Genomic DNA, 25,336 nt, shown 5'->3' with positions numbered 1-25,336 from the left:
TGATACAAAAGCCCGGTAGTTTGCTAAGCAGAGACACCATAGAACAGAGCCAGAGGACATGCAAGCTTACTGAGCCTGAATCATAGCTTGCAACGACTCTGTTTTTCAATCATAGCAGTTCGACTCCTCTTTGAATTGACTCAACGAGGATATGATCATTTTTCCCATAGTCTCAAAGTGAACCGCATAACCAAATTTTATGCGATTGCGGTTCACCGCGCATGAAAAAACCCTCATTTTTCCAAAAGAGGGTCTTTATCATGAATGAATCAGTGTCACTCACACCAAACAGTTATGCAAGAATGCCGTGTGCTACATGACCGGCGACATCTGTGAGGCGGAAGTCTCGTCCCGCATAACGATAGGTCAGCTTTTTATGGTCCATACCCAAAAGATGCAAAAGAGTGGCATGGAAATCATGAATGTGCATCTTATCTTTGACAGCATAGTAGCCAAACTCATCGGTCGCGCCATACTGGAAGCCAGATTTGACTCCCCCTCCTGCCAGCCACATCGTAAATCCTTCCGGATTATGGTCACGACCATTCTTTCCCTGTGCAGTGGGGGTTCGTCCAAATTCTCCTCCCCAGATGACCAAAGTATCTTTCAATAAGCCGCGCTGTTTCAGATCTTTCAGTAAACCCGCGATGGGTTTATCAACTTCTTTGGCATTTTTCCCATGACCTTCCAGTAAATTACCATGTTGATCCCATTGAACTTTCTGGTCACTGTGTGATACCTGAATAAAACGAACTCCCCGCTCCGCAAAACGGCGTGCCATAAGACACTGACGACCAAAATCAGCCGTCTTTTCTTCATCCAGCCCATACATCTTTCGAGTGGCTTCTGTTTCTCCAGAGATATCCTGAACTTGAGGAACTTCTTCCTGCATACGGAATGCTAATTCAAAAGAACCAATCCGATCTTCCAAAACCTGATTGGGACCGGTCTGCTGATGATGTTGACGGTTCAAATCGTTTAGAAAATCAAGCTGCTTGCGTTGGACCTTACGAGAAAGAAAACTATTTTTGATATATTCTATCTGCGCCTGTTCGGCAGCTACGGCTGCATTCCCCAGAGGCGTTCCCTGATAAGGCGCCGGTAAAAAAGCGGAGCTCCAATTCTTGACGCCACCATGGGCCAAAGTAGGACAAATTGTAATGAAGCCTGGAAGATTTTGATTTTCAGTTCCTAAACCATAAGTCACCCATGACCCCATACTGGGACGCACAAATGCATCACTGCCGGTATGAAGTTTAAGTAAAGCCCCCCCATGCGCGGCGTTCGTTCCATGAAGCGAGTTGATAATACAAAGATCGTCAACACACTCGGCTACATTCGGAAATAATTCACTCACATGAATTCCGCTCTCGCCATATTGCTTAAATTTCCAAGGCGATTTTAATAAGTTTCCAGTCGGTGCAAACTGCACACGTGGTTTATCAAAAGGTAATGGTTTCCCGTCGTACTTTTGAAGTTCAGGCTTATAGTCGAATGTGTCCATGTGGGATGGGCCTCCCTTCATGAACAGAAAGATCACCCGCTTGGCCCGGGGTGTAAAATGAGGCTCTTTGGGCGCTAGTGGATCTTTGGAAGAAGCCGCCTGCGTTTCATCGTTTAACATCGACAATAAGGCAAGATTCCCAAATCCAACTGCTGATTTTTTTAGCAGTTCGCGTCGAGAATAAAGTGTTTGAGGTAGAATACTCATGGCAGGTCTCAGTTGGTATTGATTGGCTGTATGGTCATAGCGTTAAGGATAACTCGAATCTCTCAAACAAATTATTTGAGATAAATAAACTCACTTGATGCAAAAAAAGACTGGCAGAGTACCTGCCAGGCACGATGGATACGCTTCACAGAATCTGCTTCTTCTGATTGTAAATCGTTTTCCACTTCATCCAGGAACTCCAGTGATCTGTTGACTTCAAGTTCAGATGGTAAGCGGCCATACGATTTTAAAAAGAGCTGTTGAATTTTCTGCTCTGGCGATTGTGAAGTAAGAGACAAAATAGAATCTGCCATACGTTCAGAAGCATCTTCCACAAGATGACTATTCAAGAGGAACAGCGCCTGCGGCGCGACAGTAGTGGAAGCACGATCGCCATTTAATACACTCGCATCTGAGTAATCAAACAACATAAACATCCCAAACAAATGGTTACGGATCACAGGCAGATAAATCGAGCGCCTGTTAAAATCGTATGTCACACCATCCTTTGATTCATGGTTGAAGACAAATTCGCGGTTATTCACGTTGAGTAATGAACCGCCCATCTTCAGGTCTAGTCCTCCGCTCACAAGTAGAATCGAATCTCGAATAGATTCTGCGTCCAAACGACGCAGGTCGGCGCGCCACATCAAATCATTATCAGGATCAACGGAGGCGGCTTGTTCGTTCCACTTGTTACTCATCTGCCAGGTATTCGAAAGTAAAATCATGCGATGTAATTTTTTGAGCGACCACCCCTGCTCCATCAAGTTGGTTGCCAACCAATCCAGTAAAGGCTGATTGGTCGGCTTGGCCCCTAATTTTCCAAAGTTGTCTGGTGTGGCCACGATTCCTTTTCCAAAGTGCCAGCGCCAGATTCGATTCACGATCACTCGTGATGTCAGAGGGTGGTCACGATTTACAAGCCATTCAGCGAACTTCAGTCGACCACTTTGATCCTTTGGAAATGGATCTGACGACTGCTGGTTCAAAACCACGGGAACCTGCCGTGGCACCATTTCTCCTAATGTCAAATGGCTGCCTCGAATATGAATGGGAACATCGACAATTTCTCGTTCCGCCGCCCCCAACGCAGTAGAAACTTCGGGGCGTTCTTTTTTCAGGGTAGCGACTTTATCTCGGAATTCTTTTAATTGTTTTTGAGCTGCTTTGGAATAAGAAGATTCTGGTTTCGCAGGGAGTTTAAAATCCTTCCCCCCTGCTTTCTGAAGACGTTCGTTTTCGGATTTGATCAAGCCGGCAATCTTATCATTCTCGTATTTGATCTTCCGGTCCCATTGAGCTTGCACTTTAAGTTCTGCTTCGGTCGCCAATGAATTTTCATGCCAGCGGGCGACCTTCTTATAATGCTCCATGATTTTAGTGCTTTTTAAGATGCCCGCCAAACCATAATAATCATGTGCTAGAATCGGATCGAATTTGTGGTCATGACAGCGGGCACATCCCAGCGTCAGCCCCATCAGAGAAACACCGATGGTATTAATCTGCTCGTCAATAATGTCCATTTCCATCTTGGTTTCATCGACTTCCGCCAAGACTTTAGGACCTAAAGACAAAAACCCCGTCGCGATCAAACGCTCATTACGTACGGCGACATCTTGAGTTGGTTCCAGTAGATCTCCTGCCAACTGTTCTTTCAGAAACTGGTCGTAAGGTTTGTCTTTATTCAGAGCATTGACCACGTAATCTCGATATTTCCAGGCCGTTCCATAGGCCACATTCTCATCAAGACCATTTGAGTCGGCATAACGTGCGACATCCAACCAATGACGGCCCCAGTGTTCGCCGTAATGTGGCGAAGCCAACAAGCGGTCAACCACTTTTTCAAACGCCTGTGGTGAAGTATCGTTCAAAAAATCATTGATTTCCTGCAATGTGGGAGGCAGTCCCGTTAAGCCATATGTCGTACGTCGAATTAAAGTGCGCTTGTCAGCCGGTTCAGCAGGAGTGAGGTTCGCTTGCTCCAGTTTTTGCAATACAAACTGGTCGATCGGATTTTTCACCCACTCGCTCTTTTTGACTTTCGGCAATGCAGGTTTCTTCACAGATTGAAATGACCAGAATTGTCTTTCTTTTTCCAGATCCAACTTGCCTTTTGCATCCGCAGTTCTGAGAAGACTTAAGTCAGCATTAGGATACGGTGCCCCCATTTTGACCCAATTGACCAGGTCTTTGACTTCCTGTTTGCTTAGTTTGTCCTCGGGTGGCATTTGTAAATCGGGCGACTGGTACTTCACGGCCGTGATCAATAAGCTCTGTTCCGGCTTACCCGGGACGATCAACGAACCTGCTTTGCCCCCTTTGGCAATACCCTGAAAGGAATCCATACGCAGCCCGGATTCCTGCTCATCGGGGCCATGACAGTCATAACAATGCTTAATAAACAACGGTCGAATCTTGGATTCAAAAAACTGAATCTGTTGTTGTGTGGGTTGCTTCTCAGCCGCGCAAAGGCTGGAAGTCGTCAACACAGCAAAAGCGATCAACAATCCTGAGAGAAATTGTGTTCCGAATGAATCGAATTGATTTTGTAATCTCGCATGCATCGTCATTATTATTTCCAGCATTATCAGGTAGGAGCCACAAGTTTTCTGGATGAGTGTTCGCTTCTCAAACAGCAGTCTGTCGCTTATGCGTGAAGGTAAGACTTTAGGATAATGAGCTTATGCTTACCCTATTATTATAGTTCCAGTTAGATCAAAAATCAGTAAAAAAATACGCTCGATAAAACTATTTCAGACCAACGGTCCGTTTCATGTACCGACAAAACTTTTTGAGAGTGTGTACTTCAATTCCCGTAAAAATGTTTCTACATCGTCCAGTGTATTGTATCCATGCAAGGCAACACGAATCCTGCCCGCATGATACATAGGATGAATTTGTTTACTATGTAAGTGTTGATAAATCCTTTCCGCTTCAGGATGTCGAAATGCAATAATACCCGCTAAGTTTTCGATCTTCCGCGGCGAAATGAATTCAACCGGTAACTCTGCGAGTCCTGCCAGACAGGCTTCGACCAGAGGCTCGGTTGCCTGATTAATTTCTTCGAGGCCCACCGCTGTAATATAATCCAAAGCAGCGCGGATTGCATAAACGGCGGGATAATTGGGCATGCCCACTGTAAAGCTCGCCGCTCCTGGCAGGCTCTCTGCTTTTTCAAAACGCCGATCTCCAAATGCGTCTTTCAGATTAAACCAGCCCCCGGCGGGAACAGTCCATTCATTCGCACGCGACGCAGGCACGCCTACCAGCCCCCCACCATGAGAAGCCAGAATCCACTTATGTGTGCTGCTGATTACCAGATCAATGTCTTCCAGATCGAGCGGAATTCGTCCCAGGGCCTGAGTGACATCTAAGGCGATTAAAGCGGAAGAATGTTGGCGAATCGTTTGAATCACTTCCTTCAAAGGAATTTTGAACCCATTGAAAAAACTGACCAGTGAGATACTCACCACACGTGTTTTGTCTGTTAAAAGTGACTGCAGATCTTCCAATCGTAATTCCCAATCACGGGCTTCCCAGATTTTTACGGTGGCAGGACAACTCTGTTGTAACCCGAACGTATAACTGGCAGGAAAGTCTAAATCACTGATAATGACTTCATCACCTGGTTTTAGCTGCAAAGACTGATATGCCAGATTAAACGCTTCAGAACTGCAGGAACAGATACTGACTTCATCGGAACTCATACCATACAATTGGGAAACTACTTTTTTTGCTGCTTCCCATTGTACTTCATGAAGCTCACGGCCATCCATGCCCAGTTCTTTGTCCTGAAAGTACTGCTGGAACGCTTCGCTCACCGCAATTGGAGGAATCCCTTCTGCAGCCGTATTTAAGTAAACACGACCTTTCAAACTGGGAAAATCATGATCTCGAATCTGTTGATCCAGCATAAAAACTCCGTTCGTTTACCCACTTGATTCAGTGGACAGCGTGCGTTTCAACATCTGGTGTCTTTAACATCGTCGGTCCAAACTCACTTGAAATCGCTTGCGAGCAGCGTAACATCGCTGAGGAAATCGTCGTGCTGTCCCGCGACTCGCCAACACGTAAAATATGTGAAACACACAACACTGCCAACAACCGTCCTTCTGCACCAAGAATCGGAGTAGCCGTATCCTGAACTCCCTGATTCAGCGTGCTCGCCATGGTACGAAAACCAGCTTGCCGAATCGCACGTGACTCGGCCTCATATTCGCGAATCTGATCATCCGGTAAATCACATTGTGACCAGTATTTGAGTCTCTGTTCGTCAGGTAAAAAAGATAGCGCTACTAAACCGCTGTTACGTTCGTGAAGTTTGAAGCTGGCACCGATGCGGACCGCCAAAGCAACATCTGCATCGCAATTCACACGTGCAATCACCAACATTTTATTGCGAACGACCAGGTTCAGGTGACATGGCTCATTCAGTTCATTCGCCAATGTCTCCATGTGCGGAGTGGCACGCGCAATTAATGCCCCCGTACTTGCATGCTTGGATCCCAGTTCGAACAGTTTGGTACTCATCCGGTAGCCCTGATTGAGATCGCGAATTAAATACCCTTGTTCATTGAGGCAGGCCATCACTCGAAACAGCTCTTGCTTGGTCCGCCCCAAACGATCTGCAATGTCTGTCAGAGACAATGGTTGCGAGATACCAGACAATAGCTCCAGAACCTCCAACCCCTTTTCAAGAGCGGGCACACGGTACGATAATCTCGAGTCGTTTCTTTCTAATGTTTTACTCATGAAATATGATTTTACATGTAAAACAGGTTTCGTCAAGCACTAATCATGACATTAATCCACAATCTGTAACCATATAAAAAATAAAACCTTAGGCAAAATATTACCTAAGGCATATAGGGTTCGATATTGTAGATTCCAAAGGGAATTACTGAGTTCTTACCAGATCAAGGAATCGTATCTAGCAGGTCCTCGACAAACTTTCGCAGCACTTCATGAGTGACCTGAATATCAACCTGAGTACGACCACTTTGTCCATTTTGATATTCGAAACGTTTTAAACTGAATTGCCCATTGGAATGTGATGAGAGAATGATTTCATAAAACCGAGTCCCCGCTTGATTCTGGTCGGGGGGAGTCGAACGAATTAATACCTGCCCTGCATCTTCATCATATTCGAGAGGCCCTATGTTTTCTAAAAGATAGGTGACTCGCTGACACAGTTTCTGCCCCCATTCTTTCAACTTGTCAAACGTTGCCTGGGTTAAGGACGGCACATTTACGCGCACTTCTCTTAAAGAACAACTCATCGAGTCGACAGAAGTAAAATCGATCAGCACTTCAATTTTGCCTGTGGCAGCCAGTGTGATTGTACTCGGCTGTGCGATCTGCGATCCTGCCAGCTGCTTCAGCTCATGATTTAGTTGATTTATCACGGTCATTATTCAATCCTCCTTGCGGAGACATCCCTTCCCTGATTTATTCTTTTTCTTTTGAATTTGTGGAATGCTTCTTACCGTCATAACTCAAGATGGTAGGTCTGTCGTCAACGACCGTTTCGATATTCACGGGTCGTTTCCAGATCGTATGCAAGTTGACCAGCGTATCCTGAGCATAATCGAGCTTGAGTTCGACTCCCAGATATTCATGTTCCAGATAGAGTTCACCCCGGTTTTTATAGTTTCCATCCTGAACGTAAATCACAGGTCGTCCATGATTACTAAGGCTGCTCAAAAGTTGTAGTTTGATCTGCTCAAATTCGCGTGACTGAATTTCGTAAGTTCGATTGGAATCATTATAGGCAAACGAAAACATCTGATTTTTATAGCAGAACTCAGGAGTCAAAAACGTATCGATAAACGTGATATCGTTATGAATCCGTCGAACTTCAAAGATTTTCTCTCTGCCCAACCCTAAATCCTGATTCCAATTCTCTTTTTTAAACATATCAGGACAGTTCTCGTACTCGGGGCCAAATTGCCCTTTATTCCAGCGTTCTTCGATATCTTTGAGTAGTTCAATTCCTAACTTATACGGATTCAGTCGGTTTGGACTGGTTGCCATCGTACCACTATGGTGATCGGCATAATTGATCAAGCCTTCATCCGTCAAACCATGACGCGTCATAATTGTGGAGTGCCAGAAACTGGCCCAACCCTCGTTCATGATCTTGGTCTGCCCTTGGGGAGCAAAGTAGTACGCTTCATCTCGAATAATCGAAAGCACATCACGCTGCCAATCTTCCAAAGGCGCATACTGAATCAAAAAGAACAACACATCTCGCAAACGTTCTTTTGGAAATTTCAGTTGATCGGCCAATTCCTGAGCTTTCTTGCGTTTTTCGTTGGCCTCTTCTTCGAGTATGTCTTCAGGATTAATATACGGATCCATGTACTGCTTTGCTGGAAATCGTCCTGAAGACGTTTCAGCGGTATCGGTTTTTTGTTTTTCTGTCTCTTCTTTTGTGGGAGGCTTCTTCGTTCGCCTGACATGCGGCGCATAGGGATCGATCAAGCTTTCCAAAGAAAGACAAGTATCAATAAACATCTCCACTGTTTCATAACCATAATCATCAATATGCCGATTCATACGGGTGGCGTGATTGGCCATCTGATCGAGCATTTTGCGATTGGTGTGCGAGAACCAGGCGTTGTTTTTAAAAAAATCACAGTGACCATAAACGTGTGCAATCACCAGTTTTTGATCGGTGATGTCATTCGCACTCAAGAGATAGGCATAACAGGGATCCGTATTGATCACCATTTCATAGATTTTCTGCAGACCGTACGAATAGCCTTTCATCAATTCATCAAACTGGGCTCCAAATCTCCAGTGAGGATAACGAACCGGAAATCCACCATAGGCGGCAAACATACTCAGCTCTTCGTAGTCCAGGACTTCAAAGATGGTTTTGAAGAAGTCGAGACCATAATCGAGCGCATGCTGTTCCATCTCCTGTTGGATATCACTCAATTCTTTAGGTAAAGGGCGATGAGTTGTGACTACCATATGAATCTCCGTCAGCGGTCAATCGATTCCGAATCAGAGGCTGACTGTTCTTTCACTCAAACTCTAAAACATACTACTTTCAGTCAATCTATTTTCCTGTTCCCAGAAACGTCTTAATCGAACCATAGATCGCTTCTTTATCGTCAATTTCAGAGAGGATCAAATTATCCCACTCTTCTTCAATCTTCCGTAATTCCTTGATAAAGTCCCCGGACCCATAAGGACTTCTTACCTGTCCATAACAGAAAAGATTACAGATCGGAAAAATGTTCTGTTTGAGATTGTCGATACACTCGGTGTTATCTTCTCCCCAATTGTCCCCATCGGAAAATTGAAAACAGTAAATATTCCATAGCGAAGGGGGAAAGTCTCTTTGAATGATCTGGTTTGCCGCCCGGTAAGCGGATGAGATACGCGTTCCACCACTTTCGCGAACTCGGTAGAAGGTATCTTCATCCACTTCATGAGCAACAGCATCATGTACGATATAACGACGTTCAATACCGTCGTATTGACGTTTTAACCAGGTATCAATCCAAAAGGACTCCGTACGGACGATTTCTTTCTGGACGTCTGTCATTGATCCCGATACATCCATCATATAAATGACGGCGGCATTCGTATGTGGTTCTGAAACGGTTTTCCAGCTTCGAAACCGCTCATCATCTTTAGTAGGAATAATTGACGGCTCAGTGGGATCATAATTGTTTGTCGCAATCATTCTCCTGAGCGCTCGTTTGTAGGTACGTTTAAAATGTCTTAATGAATCGGGTCCAGTGGGTCGGATTGATGTGTAGCGGTCTTTCTTGGATGTCAGCGCGTCATCGCCCTTGGGTTCAATTCGTGGAAGTTCCAGAGCTTCGCCGAGCATGTCAGCCAATTCTTCAAGTGTTAATTCCACTTCCCGAATATGTTGCCCCTGCTGGTTACCGGCTTGACCTTTACCATCACCATCATCCTGACCACGGCCGATTGTTTCTCCTACGTCACCTTCCCCCTGGCCTACTCCGCCACTTCCTTTTTCGCCATGCTGAAAATGGGGGATCTCAATATTGGGAACAGGGATACTGACAGTTTCTCGACCTTTGCGACCAATCATCTCACCATGATTGATATACTTCCGGAGCTGTTGACGAACCTTCCCCTTGATAATCTTATTAAATCGTTGCTGGTCACGATCAATTCTACGTACCATAATATCGAGACCCTTTCAGTTTAGGGAAGCAGGGGTTCGTCGGCTCTCAAACAATTCCTTCTTCTCTTAAGTACTCTGTATGAAGTTACAATCGTCTCAAAGATTAAGCTGCATCACTACCTTTTTTTATGTCTCCACGAGCGAAGATGCTAGCGACATATTGCAATACGTCTGTTGCCGACTCTTCATCATAGCCATAATTTCGAATCAGCCGGGCTTTGACGATATCGATTTTCTCCTGCGTTTCGGCATCGACCACGTTCGATACCAGACTCGTCAATTTGATGGTATCCTTCTGGTCCTCGAATAATTTCATTTCGAGCGCCTTTTGCAAACGTTCGTTCGTTTTGTAGTCGAACGTTTTTCCATCCATTGATAACGCGCCAATGTAGTTCATGATCTCACGACGGAAATCATCTTTTCTGGTTTCAGGAATATCGATTCGCTCTTCGATAGAACGCATCTGTCGTTCATCCGGCTCTTCATATTCACCAGTAAATTTATTCTTGACGCGTTCTTTCTGTGTGTACGCTTTCACGTTATCAAGGTAATTACCACACAATCGCGTGAGTGCTTCTTCGTCAGCGGCAATCGCACGCTGAACTTCATTTTTCACAATATCAGTATACTCCTCTTTGACGACAGTAATTAACTGGCGATAATGATCTCGCAAGTCATCGTTGGCAATCAACGAGTGATGCTTTAACCCTTCCTCCAGCTCATTCAAAAGCATAAACGGATTCAGATTCGAGCTATGAGAGTTTACCACGAGTGCATTGGAAATTTTGTCCTGAACATAACGAGGAGAGATTCCAAACAGCCCTTCTGATTTTGCTTCTTTACGAAGTTGCTCGACATTTTCAGTGGTAAATCCAGACAATGACTTGCCATTATACAAATTCATTTTCTGAACCAGCGTCAAACCATGATGCTTCGGCGTTTCGAGTCGCGTCAGTACTGCCCACATTGCCCCGATTTCCAGCGTATGCGGAGCGATGTGTTTACCTCTGACCCGTTTGGAATTGTAATCCTTCTCGTAGATCTTAATTTCTTCACTCAGCTTCGTAACGTAAGGAACATCAATTTTTACGGTACGATCCCGAAGTGCTTCCATGAATTCATTTGATTGCAAACGACGATATTCAGGTTCATTGGTATGACCGATGATGACCGTATCGATATCCGTTTGGGCAAACTTCTTCGGCTTGATTTTGTGTTCCTGAGAGGCACCAAGCAGATCATACAAAAATGCCACATCCAGCTTTAAGACTTCAATAAACTCGATCAGTCCACGATTGGCGACATTGAATTCACCATCAAAATTGAAAGCACGCGGATCACTTTCGCTACCATACTGCGCGATCTTGCGGTAGTTAATATCTCCCGTTAGTTCGGTAGAATCCTGATTCTTCTCATCTTTAGGCTGGAATGTTCCAATCCCAATTCGATCCTGCTCTGAGAAGGTGATTCGCTTCACAACAACCTGCTCCATCACTTTAGTCCAGTCGCCATTAGCTGCTTTCAATTTTTCATTGAACATAAAACGACTCAACGGGCATACTTCGCCAGCAATTTCGACGATGTAATCGGACTCTTTACTGGCATCGCGGCCGGCATTCAGATGGTCACAAACTTCCTGACGATTCTCGAGTGGAATTAATTGTAAAGGGTCACCATTCATAGGATCCCAAAGAATAGAACCATCCTCTTCTTTCCAACCAAAGCTGTAGAGGGCACCTTCTTCGGTACGTGAATAGCGTTCCAGCCCCTGCTTCAACAGACGCGCAATAGTACTTTTTGAACTTCCCACAGGACCATGTAACAACAAGACACGGCGTTCACTACCATACTTCAGCGCAGCCGATTTAAAAACATTGACCAGTTCCATCAACGGCTTGGAAAGACCGAAGATTCCGTCGCGTCCGTCATTGACCGGATCATCGAAAAAGCGATAGCGAATGAGTCCCTTTTTACCTTCAACCGGATAGGTCCCATAGCTCATGATCATATCATAAACTCTTTGGAACGCCGTTCGCGTTACTTTGGGATCTTCTCGAACAAGATCGAGGTACTCTTCAAAAGTCCCCTGCCAATGTTCTTGCTGAAAAGATTCAGAATTAAGCTGACCGGAGATCTGATTTAAAATTGATCGACCATTTTCCATGGGACTCCTCCTCCTGGCGTCGCGACTTGCACTCTGGCAGGCCGCATAGTAGGCCAATAAGTTCGAGGTAATTTAATTTAAAAGAATGTTCTAAAGCGCTACAGCCTTTCACAAAGACGGAAGTTTTGCATGAATTTAGACACACACAGCGCAGGGATAGTTCCCACATACAAACATAAATTTGTGATGAGGGTATTTACAAGACCATCCATGGCCAACACCAAATTGTAAAATTGGGATTATTGTGTGGACGTGACTCACTAGTGCTCAAAGTATGCCACACAGGAATGTAAAGTGACGAAACTTTTCTTCGAACACCTCTATTATTTCCCACCTCTCATATCGAGACAATAGCAATCTTGAATGCAAAAGAATCACCCCTTTTAGGGGCAACATGTTCAATAACTGTAAGTTAATATCATACAACCAGTTAGAAAAACATCTCTAAACAAGTATAGATTCCTGCAAAGTGAACCAAAGACTCCTGAACGAAACGATTCTCAGCCGATTGGACAGACTGGATGTGCTACGATTTTCGAATCAAACATCAACACAATTCTCAAACATTATTACGCTGAAATTTGTTAAAACGTTTAAGAATTTTTGCGAGCTCAATCAGTTGATTGAGATAATAAGAGCAACACGATTTTGTAGCTTTTGATTAGAAAAATATTTGACGTACAATCGAAATACGTACGACTCCCTACGGCTCAATCAGCTTGTGAATGAGCTTAATAATGCGATCTTCTACTCCAGGTTGAAAAGGACCATGGAAACCAAAGTACTTCATTGCCCCACCCCCTTCATAACCACCTTCTTTGAGAACCCGTTCCGAAGGGATATAGGCAAACACTTCATGACAATAACTGGCAACCCAGATCCGACGATGAGAGAATTCTTCATGGAGACGAATAGAATAATCAATCACCGCTTCTCCTCCTAAACCGATCAAAGTCAGATCATCCCCAAAAGAGATGACCTGAGCAGGGAATGGGTAGGAAGTTTTGATAGCGCCCTGCTGATCCAGTTGATTCAGCAGAGATTTCGTCAGGCGTTGCAAATAGACATCCCCCTTTCCCTGACTCATAAGAAGCTCTGCCTTGGATGGCGGATCAACAAACGGTAAATCCGTTCTCTGAAACTTGACTTTGACAGTCCCTTTGACGGGCTCCATCGTTTTCTCAATCGCACGCACAACCGCATCTGATAGCGCATTTCCATGCTGCTCTGCCAATGCAAGTGTACGTCGAGGATGAGGATTCGCATCTCCCCCACAACCGATCATGAACAGAGCCGTGACACCGGGGTACTTTTTCTCTAAAGCAATCTGTGCGAAACCTGCATAGTCGCCACAATATTGAGAGAGGGCAATGGTCGTATTATGGCAAGCATATCCAAATAAGATGGCTTTTGTTTTACCTGCTTTGTCACATACTCGCAGGACAGGTACCGTATGATCGACAGGGCCATCCGGGTTGTACCGACCACGACGGTTTCGTGCAAATTTCGCCTGATCTTCCCCATATGTTAGCATCACATCCGACATTGACTGACTGGCCTGGACGATCAGGTTCACCAGTTTGTCTTCCAGTAGCTTTGCATACTGATTCACGTCATTCTGCTGTGCGTCAGTTAAATCATAAGCGAGTGCCGCACAACCACGAACAACAGGACCGCAATGAGTGTGTGAGGAATTCAACAGAATCTGTTCACGTGTCATTCCTATCTTTTTCGCAACGCGTTTTCCAACCGCATCGGAAATCTCTCGTGTCAATCCGATTAGATCAGTCGTCACAATCGCTGCCCGATTACCATTTTTATCTTCGAAAACTAACGCTTTGGCCCACAGAGGATGTGTCATTCCCTTAGCAGGCTCTTTACGAGCGGCATAGCCGGCCAGCCAAATTGATTTTGCAGGCGTGATGTCGACACGCGCAATCCCCACTCTCAAATCTCCTCCCTGTAATTCGGGATGATCCAAAATCAGAATTGCTAATAAACAGAACATTCTTTAACATGATCTCAATTTCTTTGTAAAAACAAGTGATCTCTTCCTGTCAACTGATCCTACAATATCGTTTCACAAAAACGAAGCCTGGCTTTGAAAATGATAATACGGAATCGTAATCTCTTTCAGAATCTGTTACTCTCATAGGCCATTATCAACTGAAAGAGCTGACAAAAATTCGGAGACCGGACATGGATGATTTTATTACAGGATTACCGAAAGCAGAATTACATTTGCACATTGAAGGAACTCTGGAGCCTGAATTGGCCTTTCAACTTTCGGAAAAGAATGGAATTGCAATTCCCTTTCAATCTGTGGATGAGATGCGAGCCGCTTACAATTTCAAGGACTTACAGTCGTTTCTCGATTTATATTACGCTTCAATCAGTGTCGTTCTCACAGAAGAAGATTTCCATGACCTGACGATGGCCTACTTGAAAAAAGCAGCGTCGCAAAACGTGCGACATACTGAAATTTTCTTCGATCCTCAGTCACATACTGACCGAAATATTCCCTTTGAAACAGCCCTCAATGGAATCACAGCGGCCCTCAAACAGGCACAGACCGAGCTTGGAATTTCCTCCCATTTAATCCTCAGTTTCTTACGTCACCTATCTGAGGAATCAGCTATACAGACTCTGCAGCAGGCCATTCCGTTTCGCGAGCAAATCATTGCTGTCGGCCTGGATTCATCGGAACTGGGCCATCCCCCGTCCAAATTTGTGAATGTGTTCGCAGAAGCCCGTCGGCAGGGTTTCCGCGTCGTGTGCCATGCGGGTGAGGAAGGACCACCTGAATATATCATCGAAGCACTGGACCTACTCCAGGCAGAACGAATCGATCATGGCGTGCGTTGTATGGAAGATGCAGCACTGGTCGAGCGGCTTGTTGAAGAGCAGATTCCCTTAACAGTCTGTCCGCTTTCTAACATAAGACTCTGTGTTTTCGAGACCATGACAGAACATTCCTTGAAACGAATGCTGGACGCCGGTCTGGTCGTCAGCGTTAACTCGGACGATCCACCTTACTTCGGCGGTTACGTCAATGAAAATTTCCTGGCTGTTCAAAAAGCGTTTAATCTTTCACATGATCAACTGGTCAAGCTCGCGCGAAATTCGTTCGAATCAGCGTTTCTTACTGACAAAGAAAAACAAAAACTGATTTCCGAATTGGCAGACTACGCTGGCTGACACAACTAAAAGACAGAACCATTACTTCAATGTATCCAGAACCTGATTCAGATACTGTTTTGTTTTCGTATCCGTTTTTTCATATCCCTTTTCAGACCGTGGCTGCCCCATCGCATGCCGCATCGCATTGTGCATGAGGTAACGGCCGCTATCGGTTTTCATATGAATCGCGTCCCGATACAAATCTGAAATCTGATTGAAGGGTGCTTGCTTATTTTTGATATCCGAATTCACTTTATCTAAGAGATCAATGGCATAAGTCTGCTTGAATTGCCGATCCGGATAACGCTTCTTCAGTTCTTCCAACAGGGCCTTAAAATAGTCTGGGCTATGTTGTAATTTTCCTTCGATGTCCTCATTCGTATATTCATCAGCGCGCGTTGCACTCCGTGCCCAACCGGTGTGAATAATGAATACTGCCTTGGGCTGCATTTCGATCCACTTGGAAATGACATCAACATCTTCTGACAATGTGGAACCATAATGGGGCTGAACCGAAATAAAATCGTACTGCTTTTCTTTGAGTGCCTTTGGCCAAAGTGACGAATTCTTGACGCACGGCATCTCCGGATGCTCAAAGATATAGGGCAAACTCTTCCCACAATCCACATGCCACTGCACATCACCATCCAGCAGAGATGGAACCGTGTCCCACGTCAGCGAATTACCGATCAGGTAATAGCTTTTTTTCAGTTCATCCGCCCGCGAAAAAGTAACTTGTGACAAAACACAAAACGTAAGAATGCAAGAGAAAAAAAACTGAGATACTTTATTCATTCGATTCTATCCTTCAATCCCGGCTTCATAGAAAATACGACACGAGCAACTCTCCAAAAACATACACCCGGCTGAATTTGAACCTGCGACCTATGCTTCAGGAAAGCGGCATCACACAACTACTCAAGGGGTAAACACTACATATAAAGCATTATAATAAATTTTTTGTAGCAATTAATAAAGCATAGAATACCCCTTGGAACGCGTGCGGAGGCAAGAGTGTTGTACAAAACGTTGATCACTTGTAAGCAATAGAGACTTTTTATTACAGGAGTCTTCCCAGGCACTCTTCATTTGGTCTACCGTGACCATAGTGAACCTCGCTTATTTTAGTGGCTTAACTGCCTTCAATCGTTTAAACTTGGGTTGTCAGATTCTAGTTACCTGAAGGTAATCCCTATGACTGAAAATAAAGAATCAAGAATCCTTCGATTTCTTGGCTATTCAATACCGATTTTGCTAGTGTCTTATGTATTGAGTATTGGACCTGTTGCTGCTTGGGTTTTGGACAAAAATGGAAACGCAGTAAACACGAAATACATGAAACCCATAATGATATTCTATGGTCCATTAGAGTGGTGCGCATCTAATAATAAATTTGTCGGTGACTCTATTCGTGCTTACATTGACGTCTGCAATGGAACAGATCGCTAGGTTAATTAAACACTCTCCCACACACGCTGAGGCTGCTTGAGGTAGTTCGTATGTCTGAAAAAAAGCGATGGAAAGTTCTCCGGTTTGTCGGTTATGCCATTCCCATACTGTTAGTGATTTATGTCCTGAGTGTTGGCCCTGTTTATGCGAAAGTTTTAAACTCATGTTTAATGGCTAGACATACTCATGAACTAGTGGAATCTGATTCAATTTTCTCTAATATGAATATCGAGTCTTTTTATGCTCCCTTGTTCTGGACTGCAGAAAACAATCAATTTATTGGTGAGCTTCTTTTTGACTACCAATATTTTTGTTTTGAAATAATTTATTTAGACTAGGAACGACTTAGTTAATATCTTTTACGTAGATTTCTGTTGTATTTTATTTTAATCATTCTCCCTCAAATGCTGAGGCTGCTTGAGATAGTTCTTATGTCTGAACGAAAAGAATCTCGATTTATTCGGTTCGTTTGTTATGCAATTCCTTTTTTGCTTGTGGTTTATATCTTAAGTATTGGCCCTGTTTGCGCTTTGTCAGAAGACGAGTACGGGCAAATTCCCCCAAGAAGGGAAGCTCAATTAATAACCATTTACGCCCCACTTGCTTAGGCTATACAAAACAATTCTTTTTGCGGTGATCTTTTTGAGCATTACTATGACTTGTGTAGTCCTAAGCATTAATCGCTCATATCACTCCCCCGTCAGCTTCTTAATCACTTCTGCCTGATTTTTTATCAAATTATCCAAACATCGCGTGATATCCGATTACTTCCTACGCCTTTAATATGTACGCGACAACTAGGCTCTCCTGTTCAACTAGACTGAAAACTGAGGTATTGGCGTGTCTGAAGAAAACGAAATACAAGATGGAATAGAAGACGAACTCTTGATGGTGTTGAAAGCTATCTTAACCTTTATCTCAAGTGTAATTTTAGCAATTATTGGAGTCGCTCTTGGTGCAGTTGTTGGATTTTATGCCCCTTATTTTTTTTGCGTACTCATGGGCGATGGTTTCGAGCAAGTTGGTTGGGTTTTTCTTTTTTTTACCGTCCCCATAGGTATCCTGGCAGGTGGTGGACTTGGCTGTTCCCTTCCACTTTTATTTTGGGCAAAGTGGAAGTAATCATACCACTCCCCACCGGCTTCTTAATCACTAAACATCTGCAAATAAAGCTTCTCAACCAGTTCTGGTGACCGCTCCAGCTCCAACACAATCAACCATCCCTTTTTGTTTCGCCGGTCACACAATGTCGTTAGTAATTCTGCCTGTCATTACACAGATACTGTCCCATAGTAAGGCATCAGAAGCGGCATACGATCCACCGGGTAATACATATGCCGGTCGTCCTGCTCGATGAATCTGTGCCGCATGAGAACGTTTACTGCATTCAAAAGCTTGCTTCGATCACACCTGAAGTAGAGGTGCATAGAATTGAAGGTCATACCATCTTGGCACTGCTCATGGTGCTTTCTTATGAGCTCGAATACTCGGTAGTTTCTTCTGCTAATGGTTCGTATGAAGTGGGGCATAATTGTCTCTCGGCGCGTAAGAATATCGCTCAATAAACGACGCGCAGAATCGCTTAAAGACTTCCTTGGTTTGGAGGTCTGGGATTCAATGCAGACCTGAAGAATTGACGCGGATTTTAAATCTACGTGACCACCTCCAGCGGGTCACACGCGGTCGCCACCTGGCGAACTTGGGGACTGAGATCTATTCACAATACACTGTACTTTGTACATTGCAATAAAATCCTGAAGTAAAAAGCTATTACAGAAAAAATATACACACATGGATGTATACGCATGATTTTATTAGAAACATATATTTACCATTTGAAAACTATGAATATGTTGATAAGTATATATTTTTGAGTATGGACATATTTTGTATGGGAATACGTCATAACAAGAATAACCATTTTGAAATCAGGGGCTACACATTATGAGAACTGTACTAAATCATTTGACCTCACCACTAAAAAAACGAAGCTATTTAATTTCCCTTTGCATTCTTTTCGTTCTCTCAAAATCATCTGTTTGTCAGTCAGCTTATGTTGACCCTCCTCCAATTCCTACTAAGAGTTTAATAGTACAGGAATCCATTAATAATTATTACCTCTTGAGGATGAATCCTCAGTTTGGAGTAACTGGATTAGTGGCTGTTACATCTTGGAAAGACGATTACTATGGAGAAATCACTCCAGGTACATGCTTTCTTTTTCCTGGCCAACTCGTCAAAAAAGGAGAAAAACCGAAAACATGGATTGATCCACTTCCAAAATTTAAAAATGTAAAAACAAAACCCCTGTTTAAGTATGAAGATGATCCTAACGCCAAAACGATGCATAGTCAGCTTATAAAAATGCTTGGACGAAAACCAACTGACTTTATTGGGTTTGCAGCAAAGATATCGGTTCAGGGCTCAGTTATTAATTACAATAGCCGCACTTGTAATATTTATTGGTTTGGAAATCGTACATTGCCTAACAACTGGAAGCATTTTGTAAAAATAATGATGCACAAGTATGTTCCACCAGTATCTCGTGAAATCATTGTTAATGGTACTAGTAAAAGCTTAAAAAACCTCTTTTGCGATAGTGCAATTATCAAAGCATCTAGTTCAGGAAGTATTGTAATTACTAATCTAAAATGTTTAGATCTCTCAGTCGAAGTTTCAAGTTCCAGTACGGTTACAATCAGCACAATTACTAATCCAGGTACTACTTCAATTAAAAGTAACCATTCTGCCTTTGTAAATATTGGTGCGATAGAGACAACAGATCTTAATGTGAATCATAGTTATTCTAGTTCTATGTTCCTGGGCAGGGTTGGAGCGACCAAAATGAATATTGTAGTCGACTATAGCAGTCGCCTTGATATTACCAATGGTCACATATATTTACTTTCTGGAACAATAAATCATACAAGCTTTGTAAGAAACGTTGCAAAAACTGATGATAAATCTATTTCTGTAAAAAATGGCTCTACTTACGTCACCTATTGATTACTGTGGTAATTTTCTAACGGCAATTGCGAGGTTAGGACAGGTTTCTAAACAAAAAAGCCGTCCAATTCTGGGCGGCTTTTTTACATTAATTCCCCACTTTAGGATTCGCTTTTACACTTGATGGTTGAACACGAGGATGGATTTGGTAGGCTGGTTAATTGATGATTATGTTCGCCTTTATCAATGACGATTCCGGATCGGTCTCAGGCTCAACCCATATGGGAATTCCCGGTTGGAGGAAGAAACGCACGGGTGCAACGGGATTTGAATTGCTTCTCGTCCTGACTATGTTGTTGGCAGGTTTGGTGTTTACCATGGTTTGTGGAGAACGATTCGGCTTGTTGGGCTATCTCGCAGGGTTCCCTGCGGGTTGCGCTATAGCCTTTGCTGTCCTGTATGGGCTGATTGCTCTGTTTGCTCTGCTGGAGGGGGTCGTCAAAGATGGAATCCCGTACCTGCCGCCGTGCAGAAGCGGGAATTGCAGGAGCGGACTGCTTGCAGACTTTGGTGACTTTGAGCTAGAACAACACGAAGGGGAGTTCGGCTACTTCAGATGCCGATGCGGCGAGTTGTACGAACGCCGCAGAAGCGAAAAACGTGTCCTGTTTGTCTCAGCGAATGGGGACAAAGTTCCGTACATGAAGTGGCAGTGTTGTCGTGGATGGTGCAAGGAAAGACGAGATGGCAAAGGCGACAACTCAGAAGACCCATCTCCCAAATAAACAAAGCCGCCCTGATTAGGGCGGATTCTACCAATATTATTCAGTCAAATTCTAGATAGGACACAAGAAAAGGGGGCTGTGATGGATGAAGTCGACGATGAATCAACAAGCAAGAAATCGCCAAGCTATCGACTCATAGGGCTTGGTGTGCTTGGAATTGGCTGCCTAATTCTCCTTGTGTTCGTCGGTTGGCCGGTCTACCAGGCAAGTGGAGAAGTCACGGAGATTAAGATTTCCAAAAAGCTCATCGGATTGGGACTTTTTGCGATTATTGCTGGCGTCAATGGGATAGTCTTCGGTGAATTGGCTTTCTCGTGGTTCCCAAGCGGGGATACGAATCTTTCAGATATTAAGTTGGCGACATGGTTCATGATAGTGGTTAACTGCACGATATTGTGGTATGTGCTTAGCCTGTTGGAGAGTTATCTCAAAAGTCTCGGGTATGACGGTTCGCTATTATGAGATAGGATGATGACGTGAGTGGTCAAGCAGGCTCTTGATTCTCTGACATAATATTCACGGCCCTGTTTGTGGTTGGGAGTTTTTAATTCTGCTCCATTACCTCTCTACACTTCGGTACCTCAATCCTCTTCACCATCCCAGCTTATAATGAATATCAACCGCTCTTTCCTCGCCCCAGCACTGTAGCTACCAGCTTAGCCTGTTCTATGGTGGGGGCTTTGACTGTGGCAAGGATCTTGTGGACTGGTGAGTCATAAGGCAGTTCAAGCTTTACTGCCAATTCACAGAGCCGTTGGTAATACTCGTTTTTGCGGTGGCCGTCTCTTTGCGATCCTTCGAATGACAGCATCACCTGGCTCTAAATGTCCCAGCTGGGCTCAACTTCATACATAATTTTAAGAGAATCACTGAGAAATCAGCCAAGACAAATATCAAGTATTGCCCCCATAAAAGAAATACGACGCAGCTACCAACAACTATGACGTGTGCCCACCAGTGATTCTTCTTTCGTGTAAATGCAAACGCAAGTATGGCGCCATAAATTATTAACGCCACAAAAGTAACTATAATTAAATAAAATACAAGTCCGATCATGACATCACTACACCGAACCGCATACACAGATACTTAATAATATCTGATCACCCAAACCCACAATAACAGATCAATTTTATTACCCCCGGCAGGATTCGAACCTGCGACCTATGCTTTAGGAATATATAAACACTGTCATGATAATGTCATAGTGATTGTAACCTAATTAAGGTTCGATTGATTTACAAGCCGCACTTTGGTCAACGATGGCGTTTTTATCCATGCCCTGGTCTACAATTGGGTCTACAGGATCTATTCATGATCCATCGGATTATTGATTAGGTGACATTCAACAGATGCCATTCCACATTCAGTGAATTTTTTTGTAAAAACTCTAGAATAAAAATTCCCGGAACTTTCCAGGAACTCTTCCATAAAAATCTCATAACATTTTTTTGGCACCAATGCCATAACTACAGTTAATACAACAATCACGATTTACACTCGAAAAAAAAGATGTAATGTTGACCTCGTCTTTACTCAAATAGATGGGGAATTAAATGAAAACAAAAACAAAAGAAATCAAATCAGGTGATATTTTAAAGCTCGATCTAAATTGTATTTATCCAATTTCAGACATCGCAAAGTCTGCAGGAGCTGGAAGGCCAGCTATTGAACAACTCAAAAGTAATGGTCTTGAATTGAGGTGGTTTGCTGGTCGACAATGGGCACGAGCATCTGACCTCTGGGATCTGTTGCGACCCGTTGAAAAAAGACAACGTAAATCGCATGTACTAATCAACGAAGATTCAGAACAACCAGAATCAGCCACTGCTTAAGCCATCAAGCCAAATCAAGAGCACAGCACAGAGCCTAACCACCGTTACTTAAATGCTATTTTTCAAACAACTTTATTTTTTCTGCGAAGAAGGTACGCGCTAATGAACCACCTGAAACATCCACACGAAGACATCTCGCAGAAATCTCTAACCTTACAGTCTGAAGCGATCGAGAGGGCTGATGACTCTCATTGCCGTGTGGATTTTCAAAACTTTTTGCAGGGTGCAGATTCGTTATCTAGCGTCATTCACTCGCCCTTACTCGATTGGCGTCCCCTGTTTTATACATCCTTTGACCACATCGTCATTGGGAAATTTTATCACTTTTCAGAAAGTCAGGACAATGACAATAGACAGAAATCCAACTCCTGAAGATCAGAAGAATCCAGTTAATGAGGAAAGACAAACATTGATCATCTCAGAAACAGAGCTGCTGGACCTCATGGAGCAACATGGATTCAAAGAGTTTGTTTACGATTGGAATCCCGAACAGGAAGTTTACGCCATCGGCGTCGAATCACATTCAGTCCTGTTTTTTCCGAGATTCAACAGAGTGGCGATCTGGCACAACAGCCGTCCGTATCGGGTTCAGCCCGGCAGTTCACAGGAATGGGCGGCTCTGGATGAGACTCACTTGCAGTATCGAAAGATTGATGTGGCATGGTGGAACCGATTTGAACCGGTCTTTCTTGAAATCACGTCCCGTTTCCCCCAAACAGATTTACTGCCGGCAGGCTTCCTGAAATGGATTCACGCCTATCGAAATATCAGGTGGTGCAACGGGATCAAGGTCAAACGAATCAGTCCGCCAATGGTGAATCATAGTTCTGCTGTCCCTCCAGACTCGGTTCTCAATCACAGCCAGCAGACTGATCAGAATCGGGGGAGTGTATTCAAGTCAGCTTGGTCTCCCGCTTCTGATGAAGTACCAGTCACACCGATGACCGTGGAAAAACAGATCAGAGCCTTCCTGAACCGTCATCAGGTAGCTCATAAATGGCGGGATTCGACCGGAGAACACATCATTTATTTCATCGGGTGTGTACTGACTTTCGATTTGTCAAATGAATTGATTCAGTATGAATCGCGTGCCAGTAATGGGCATCAATTGACCCATGGCTGGCATGACTGGCTCTCTTTCAACGAAGATGGAATCAGAGGCCGTTTTATTTCTCCCAAACGCTGGCGCGAGATCAGACCCATCATTGAAGCGGTTGTTTCACTGCTTTGCGGGGTTCCAGCCTAGTTACAAGGAAGCGACTCGGCTGTTGAGAAGGAGATCTCAGTGTGTCTGCAGCCGAGTCATTCATTCCGAGTATTTCTGGAAGATGTTCCAGAATCACTCGGAACAATTTGGGAAGGTGTTTCACAACATGTATGACGAATGGATCAAGGCGAGGAAATGTCTGGTAGACGAACCCAAGGTTTCCGCGATCGCCAAAGCAACGGGATTGCGGGTTTTTGACGTCATCGGGTGCCTGATCGTTGTCTGGTCCTGGGCAGACGGAAGAACCGCGGACGGCTTTGTCCCTTTTGCAGATGATGCCGATATCGACAAAAGAGTCGACTGCCCGGGGTTTGCCCAGGCAATGGTAACCGTTGGCTGGCTTGAACTTAGTGATGACGGGGTTTTATTTCCCGAGTTCGAGGAACACATGGGAGAATCATCAAAAAAGCGGGCCATGGATCGAAGACGAAAGCAAAAAACCGTGCGCAGACCTTCCGAGCAAACTCGGAATATTTCTGGAACATCTTCCGAAAATGTTCCGAGTAATCCTGGAACATCTTCCAGAATTAGTCGGACTAAGAGAGAGAAAGAGAATGAGAATAGATTAATAAAAGAAAAAGAGAAAAAAGAAAAGGATTCGCAGCCTGACGGCAGCGATCTCCCTCCTGACCCCAAAATTGCAAAACCTGAAAAGCTGGATGAACTCATACACGCCTTCGAAGCCCTCCCCCCTGGGATAGGCCACAAAATCTCCCATCATCGGGGCAAAGAAGTCCTCCGGGGCTGGCGTCGCGTCCAGAACGATCCTGAGTGGCGCGAGGCATTCGAGGACATTCCCACACTCATGAACCGCATTCGCGATGGTACGTTCCTGCATGGACAGGGTTGGTTCAAGTTTGTGTGGTTGTTTGCCAAAGGGAAAACAGGTGAAAAAAATGTCATGAAAATTCTGGAGGGAAGTTATGACGAACGAAAACGGAGAATCGAACGCAGAGACCCCGCAAGAATTGACTCCACACCAGATAGTTTTGAGTTGCTTGACGCAGACAGAAATGCCAAGGCAGGCACCTGAAGGTGTTCCGGATCCAGATTGGGTGAAAGTATCAAAAACACTTGCCGAGGATCTTGTGGAGGCCCTGACAAAATTGAGATGGCCAATCATGATTTCAGGGCCTGTCGGGACAGGGAAAACGTTTGCCATGGCGTGCGTCTATCGGTCATGGCGAGTGCCCCCTCAAAAGCCGGCCACAATCCTCTGGTATGACACCTCAGACTTATTATCAAAAATTATTGCCTGTCGTACTTCACCGACCCATTCCATAACGACCAGATTCAGCAACGGAACGACCTCAGAACAGTTTGAAGGTAATTTTTATGCGAAGATCTCCAGGGCTGGTCTGCTCTGCCTGGATGATATGGGGATTAAAGAGCCGACACCATCAAAATACGAAATCTTAAAACGCATTCTTGATTTGCGACCGGGGAAACCCACATTGATCACAACGAATCTGGATCACAAACGATTTACCGAGGTGTTTGATGAGCGAATCTATAGTCGTGCATTCTGTGGTCCTATCGTGTGGGCAGAAGGAGAAGACCGACGTTTTGAATGGCGAAGGCAGGAAAGTGGAGAGTCCTAAATTCATTCGCTGTGATTATGACAATGACACGGCTGAAGTAGAGTAGTTGTGCCCCCATCATCATGGATCAGGTAAGGTTGAAACCTGCTGGTATTGCCCTAGACAGGTTGTTTAGCGCAACGCGCAAGCAGTAGCGAAGGGTTAAAGCAATTAGCGCGTAATGTTTGTGTTCTGCTAAAAACAGAGAGTGAGTGGGTGGGAAAAGGTTGTTTACCACCCATC

21 protein-coding genes are annotated in these 25,336 nt (G+C 44.2%); 10 read left to right on the top strand and 11 right to left on the bottom strand.

The window, feature by feature from the left end; all coding sequences use genetic code 11:
• Nucleotides 1–292: 292 nt before the first annotated feature.
• The 9 genes from V144x_RS08500 to V144x_RS08460 all read right to left on the bottom strand — a co-directional run bounded on the left by V144x_RS08500 (nt 293) and on the right by V144x_RS08460 (nt 14,059).
• Complete coding sequence (locus tag V144x_RS08500; protein ID WP_144984198.1) at nt 293–1,711, bottom strand: DUF1501 domain-containing protein; 1,419 nt, start codon at nt 1,709–1,711, stop codon at nt 293–295.
• A 71-nt stretch (nt 1,712–1,782) separates the two neighbouring features.
• Entirely contained in the window at nt 1,783–4,284 is a 2,502-nt protein-coding gene (locus V144x_RS08495) for a PSD1 and planctomycete cytochrome C domain-containing protein (RefSeq protein WP_144984195.1), read from the bottom strand.
• A gap of 201 nt (nt 4,285–4,485) precedes the next feature.
• A complete protein-coding gene (locus tag V144x_RS08490; protein ID WP_144984193.1) occupies nt 4,486–5,628 on the bottom strand; it encodes an aminotransferase class V-fold PLP-dependent enzyme in 1,143 nt (380 codons plus the stop codon).
• Nucleotides 5,629–5,656: 28 nt separating this feature from the next.
• The gene (locus V144x_RS08485) at nt 5,657–6,466 is read right to left on the bottom strand and encodes an IclR family transcriptional regulator (RefSeq protein WP_144984190.1); all 810 of its coding nucleotides are present in this window, start codon (nt 6,464–6,466) and stop codon (nt 5,657–5,659) included.
• A 164-nt stretch (nt 6,467–6,630) separates the two neighbouring features.
• Nucleotides 6,631–7,125 (bottom strand): hypothetical protein, encoded by a 495-nt coding sequence (locus V144x_RS08480; protein WP_144984187.1) that lies wholly within the window; start codon nt 7,123–7,125, stop codon nt 6,631–6,633.
• A 37-nt stretch (nt 7,126–7,162) separates the two neighbouring features.
• Nucleotides 7,163–8,692, bottom strand: a complete 1,530-nt coding sequence (locus V144x_RS08475; RefSeq protein WP_144984184.1) for a SpoVR family protein — start codon at nt 8,690–8,692, stop codon at nt 7,163–7,165.
• Nucleotides 8,693–8,780: 88 nt separating this feature from the next.
• Nucleotides 8,781–9,887: a DUF444 family protein gene (locus tag V144x_RS08470; protein WP_144984181.1), complete on the bottom strand. Its 1,107-nt coding sequence runs from the start codon at nt 9,885–9,887 to the stop codon at nt 8,781–8,783.
• A 103-nt stretch (nt 9,888–9,990) separates the two neighbouring features.
• A complete protein-coding gene (locus V144x_RS08465; protein WP_144984178.1) occupies nt 9,991–12,051 on the bottom strand; it encodes a PrkA family serine protein kinase in 2,061 nt (686 codons plus the stop codon).
• 703 nt (nt 12,052–12,754) lie between these two features.
• Entirely contained in the window at nt 12,755–14,059 is a 1,305-nt protein-coding gene (locus V144x_RS08460; protein WP_144984175.1) for a neutral/alkaline non-lysosomal ceramidase N-terminal domain-containing protein, read from the bottom strand.
• Between the two features lie 191 nt (nt 14,060–14,250).
• Here V144x_RS08460 and V144x_RS08455 point away from each other — a divergent pair, with 191 nt between their 5' ends.
• The gene (locus V144x_RS08455; RefSeq protein ID WP_144984172.1) at nt 14,251–15,249 is read left to right on the top strand and encodes an adenosine deaminase; all 999 of its coding nucleotides are present in this window, start codon (nt 14,251–14,253) and stop codon (nt 15,247–15,249) included.
• 21 nt (nt 15,250–15,270) lie between these two features.
• Here V144x_RS08455 and V144x_RS08450 read toward each other — a convergent pair whose 3' ends face one another.
• Nucleotides 15,271–16,026: a hypothetical protein gene (locus V144x_RS08450; RefSeq protein ID WP_144984169.1), complete on the bottom strand. Its 756-nt coding sequence runs from the start codon at nt 16,024–16,026 to the stop codon at nt 15,271–15,273.
• Nucleotides 16,027–17,520: 1,494 nt separating this feature from the next.
• Between V144x_RS08450 and V144x_RS08445 the strand changes: the two genes are divergently transcribed.
• The 5 genes from V144x_RS08445 to V144x_RS08425 all read left to right on the top strand — a co-directional run bounded on the left by V144x_RS08445 (nt 17,521) and on the right by V144x_RS08425 (nt 20,873).
• Nucleotides 17,521–17,802 carry a hypothetical protein gene (locus tag V144x_RS08445; RefSeq protein WP_144984166.1) on the top strand — a complete coding sequence of 94 codons (282 nt, stop codon included), beginning with the start codon at nt 17,521–17,523 and terminating at the stop codon, nt 17,800–17,802.
• Nucleotides 17,803–18,014: 212 nt separating this feature from the next.
• Nucleotides 18,015–18,245 carry a hypothetical protein gene (locus V144x_RS08440; RefSeq protein WP_144984163.1) on the top strand — a complete coding sequence of 77 codons (231 nt, stop codon included), beginning with the start codon at nt 18,015–18,017 and terminating at the stop codon, nt 18,243–18,245.
• 379 nt (nt 18,246–18,624) lie between these two features.
• The gene (locus V144x_RS08435) at nt 18,625–19,686 is read left to right on the top strand and encodes a hypothetical protein (protein ID WP_144984160.1); all 1,062 of its coding nucleotides are present in this window, start codon (nt 18,625–18,627) and stop codon (nt 19,684–19,686) included.
• 170 nt (nt 19,687–19,856) lie between these two features.
• Nucleotides 19,857–20,411 carry a hypothetical protein gene (locus V144x_RS08430; protein WP_144984157.1) on the top strand — a complete coding sequence of 185 codons (555 nt, stop codon included), beginning with the start codon at nt 19,857–19,859 and terminating at the stop codon, nt 20,409–20,411.
• Nucleotides 20,412–20,492: 81 nt separating this feature from the next.
• Nucleotides 20,493–20,873 carry a hypothetical protein gene (locus tag V144x_RS08425; RefSeq protein ID WP_144984154.1) on the top strand — a complete coding sequence of 127 codons (381 nt, stop codon included), beginning with the start codon at nt 20,493–20,495 and terminating at the stop codon, nt 20,871–20,873.
• Between the two features lie 154 nt (nt 20,874–21,027).
• Here the strand turns inward: V144x_RS08425 and V144x_RS08420 are convergent, their stop codons facing one another.
• A complete protein-coding gene (locus V144x_RS08420; protein WP_144984151.1) occupies nt 21,028–21,222 on the bottom strand; it encodes a hypothetical protein in 195 nt (64 codons plus the stop codon).
• A 745-nt stretch (nt 21,223–21,967) separates the two neighbouring features.
• Here V144x_RS08420 and V144x_RS08415 point away from each other — a divergent pair.
• The 4 genes from V144x_RS08415 to V144x_RS08400 all read left to right on the top strand — a co-directional run bounded on the left by V144x_RS08415 (nt 21,968) and on the right by V144x_RS08400 (nt 25,114).
• Entirely contained in the window at nt 21,968–22,246 is a 279-nt protein-coding gene (locus V144x_RS08415) for a hypothetical protein (RefSeq protein ID WP_144984148.1), read from the top strand.
• Nucleotides 22,247–22,589: 343 nt separating this feature from the next.
• Entirely contained in the window at nt 22,590–23,492 is a 903-nt protein-coding gene (locus V144x_RS08410) for a hypothetical protein (protein WP_144984145.1), read from the top strand.
• A 127-nt stretch (nt 23,493–23,619) separates the two neighbouring features.
• Nucleotides 23,620–24,546: a hypothetical protein gene (locus V144x_RS08405; RefSeq protein WP_144984142.1), complete on the top strand. Its 927-nt coding sequence runs from the start codon at nt 23,620–23,622 to the stop codon at nt 24,544–24,546.
• Nucleotides 24,527–25,114: a P-loop NTPase family protein gene (locus V144x_RS08400; protein ID WP_197998825.1), complete on the top strand. Its 588-nt coding sequence runs from the start codon at nt 24,527–24,529 to the stop codon at nt 25,112–25,114. Before V144x_RS08405 ends, V144x_RS08400 begins: the two co-directional genes overlap by 20 nt.
• Nucleotides 25,115–25,336: the final 222 nt, after the last annotated feature.

Origin of the sequence: Gimesia aquarii, from assembly GCF_007748195.1 — a bacterium.
GTDB lineage: Bacteria > Planctomycetota > Planctomycetia > Planctomycetales > Planctomycetaceae > Gimesia > Gimesia aquarii.
The sequence above is the reverse complement of the archived record's forward strand: the minus strand, read 5'-3'. Positions and strand labels throughout refer to the sequence as shown.

Excerpts from the sequence above, each read along its gene's own strand:
- V144x_RS08500 (WP_144984198.1), bottom strand. The coding sequence starts at position 1,711 with ATGAGTATTCTACCTCAAACACTTTATTCTCGACGCGAACTGCTAAAA.
- V144x_RS08495 (WP_144984195.1), bottom strand. The coding sequence starts at position 4,284 with ATGACGATGCATGCGAGATTACAAAATCAATTCGATTCATTCGGAACA.
- V144x_RS08490 (WP_144984193.1), bottom strand. The coding sequence starts at position 5,628 with ATGCTGGATCAACAGATTCGAGATCATGATTTTCCCAGTTTGAAAGGT.
- V144x_RS08485 (WP_144984190.1), bottom strand. The coding sequence starts at position 6,466 with ATGAGTAAAACATTAGAAAGAAACGACTCGAGATTATCGTACCGTGTG.
- V144x_RS08480 (WP_144984187.1), bottom strand. The coding sequence starts at position 7,125 with ATGACCGTGATAAATCAACTAAATCATGAGCTGAAGCAGCTGGCAGGA.
- V144x_RS08475 (WP_144984184.1), bottom strand. The coding sequence starts at position 8,692 with ATGGTAGTCACAACTCATCGCCCTTTACCTAAAGAATTGAGTGATATC.
- V144x_RS08470 (WP_144984181.1), bottom strand. The coding sequence starts at position 9,887 with ATGGTACGTAGAATTGATCGTGACCAGCAACGATTTAATAAGATTATC.
- V144x_RS08465 (WP_144984178.1), bottom strand. The coding sequence starts at position 12,051 with ATGGAAAATGGTCGATCAATTTTAAATCAGATCTCCGGTCAGCTTAAT.
- V144x_RS08460 (WP_144984175.1), bottom strand. The coding sequence starts at position 14,059 with ATGTTCTGTTTATTAGCAATTCTGATTTTGGATCATCCCGAATTACAG.
- V144x_RS08455 (WP_144984172.1), top strand. The coding sequence starts at position 14,251 with ATGGATGATTTTATTACAGGATTACCGAAAGCAGAATTACATTTGCAC.
- V144x_RS08450 (WP_144984169.1), bottom strand. The coding sequence starts at position 16,026 with ATGAATAAAGTATCTCAGTTTTTTTTCTCTTGCATTCTTACGTTTTGT.
- V144x_RS08440 (WP_144984163.1), top strand. The coding sequence starts at position 18,015 with ATGCCGGTCGTCCTGCTCGATGAATCTGTGCCGCATGAGAACGTTTAC.
- V144x_RS08435 (WP_144984160.1), top strand. The coding sequence starts at position 18,625 with ATGAGAACTGTACTAAATCATTTGACCTCACCACTAAAAAAACGAAGC.
- V144x_RS08430 (WP_144984157.1), top strand. The coding sequence starts at position 19,857 with ATGTTCGCCTTTATCAATGACGATTCCGGATCGGTCTCAGGCTCAACC.
- V144x_RS08425 (WP_144984154.1), top strand. The coding sequence starts at position 20,493 with ATGGATGAAGTCGACGATGAATCAACAAGCAAGAAATCGCCAAGCTAT.
- V144x_RS08420 (WP_144984151.1), bottom strand. The coding sequence starts at position 21,222 with ATGCTGTCATTCGAAGGATCGCAAAGAGACGGCCACCGCAAAAACGAG.
- V144x_RS08415 (WP_144984148.1), top strand. The coding sequence starts at position 21,968 with ATGAAAACAAAAACAAAAGAAATCAAATCAGGTGATATTTTAAAGCTC.
- V144x_RS08410 (WP_144984145.1), top strand. The coding sequence starts at position 22,590 with ATGACAATAGACAGAAATCCAACTCCTGAAGATCAGAAGAATCCAGTT.
- V144x_RS08405 (WP_144984142.1), top strand. The coding sequence starts at position 23,620 with ATGTATGACGAATGGATCAAGGCGAGGAAATGTCTGGTAGACGAACCC.
- V144x_RS08400 (WP_197998825.1), top strand. The coding sequence starts at position 24,527 with ATGCCAAGGCAGGCACCTGAAGGTGTTCCGGATCCAGATTGGGTGAAA.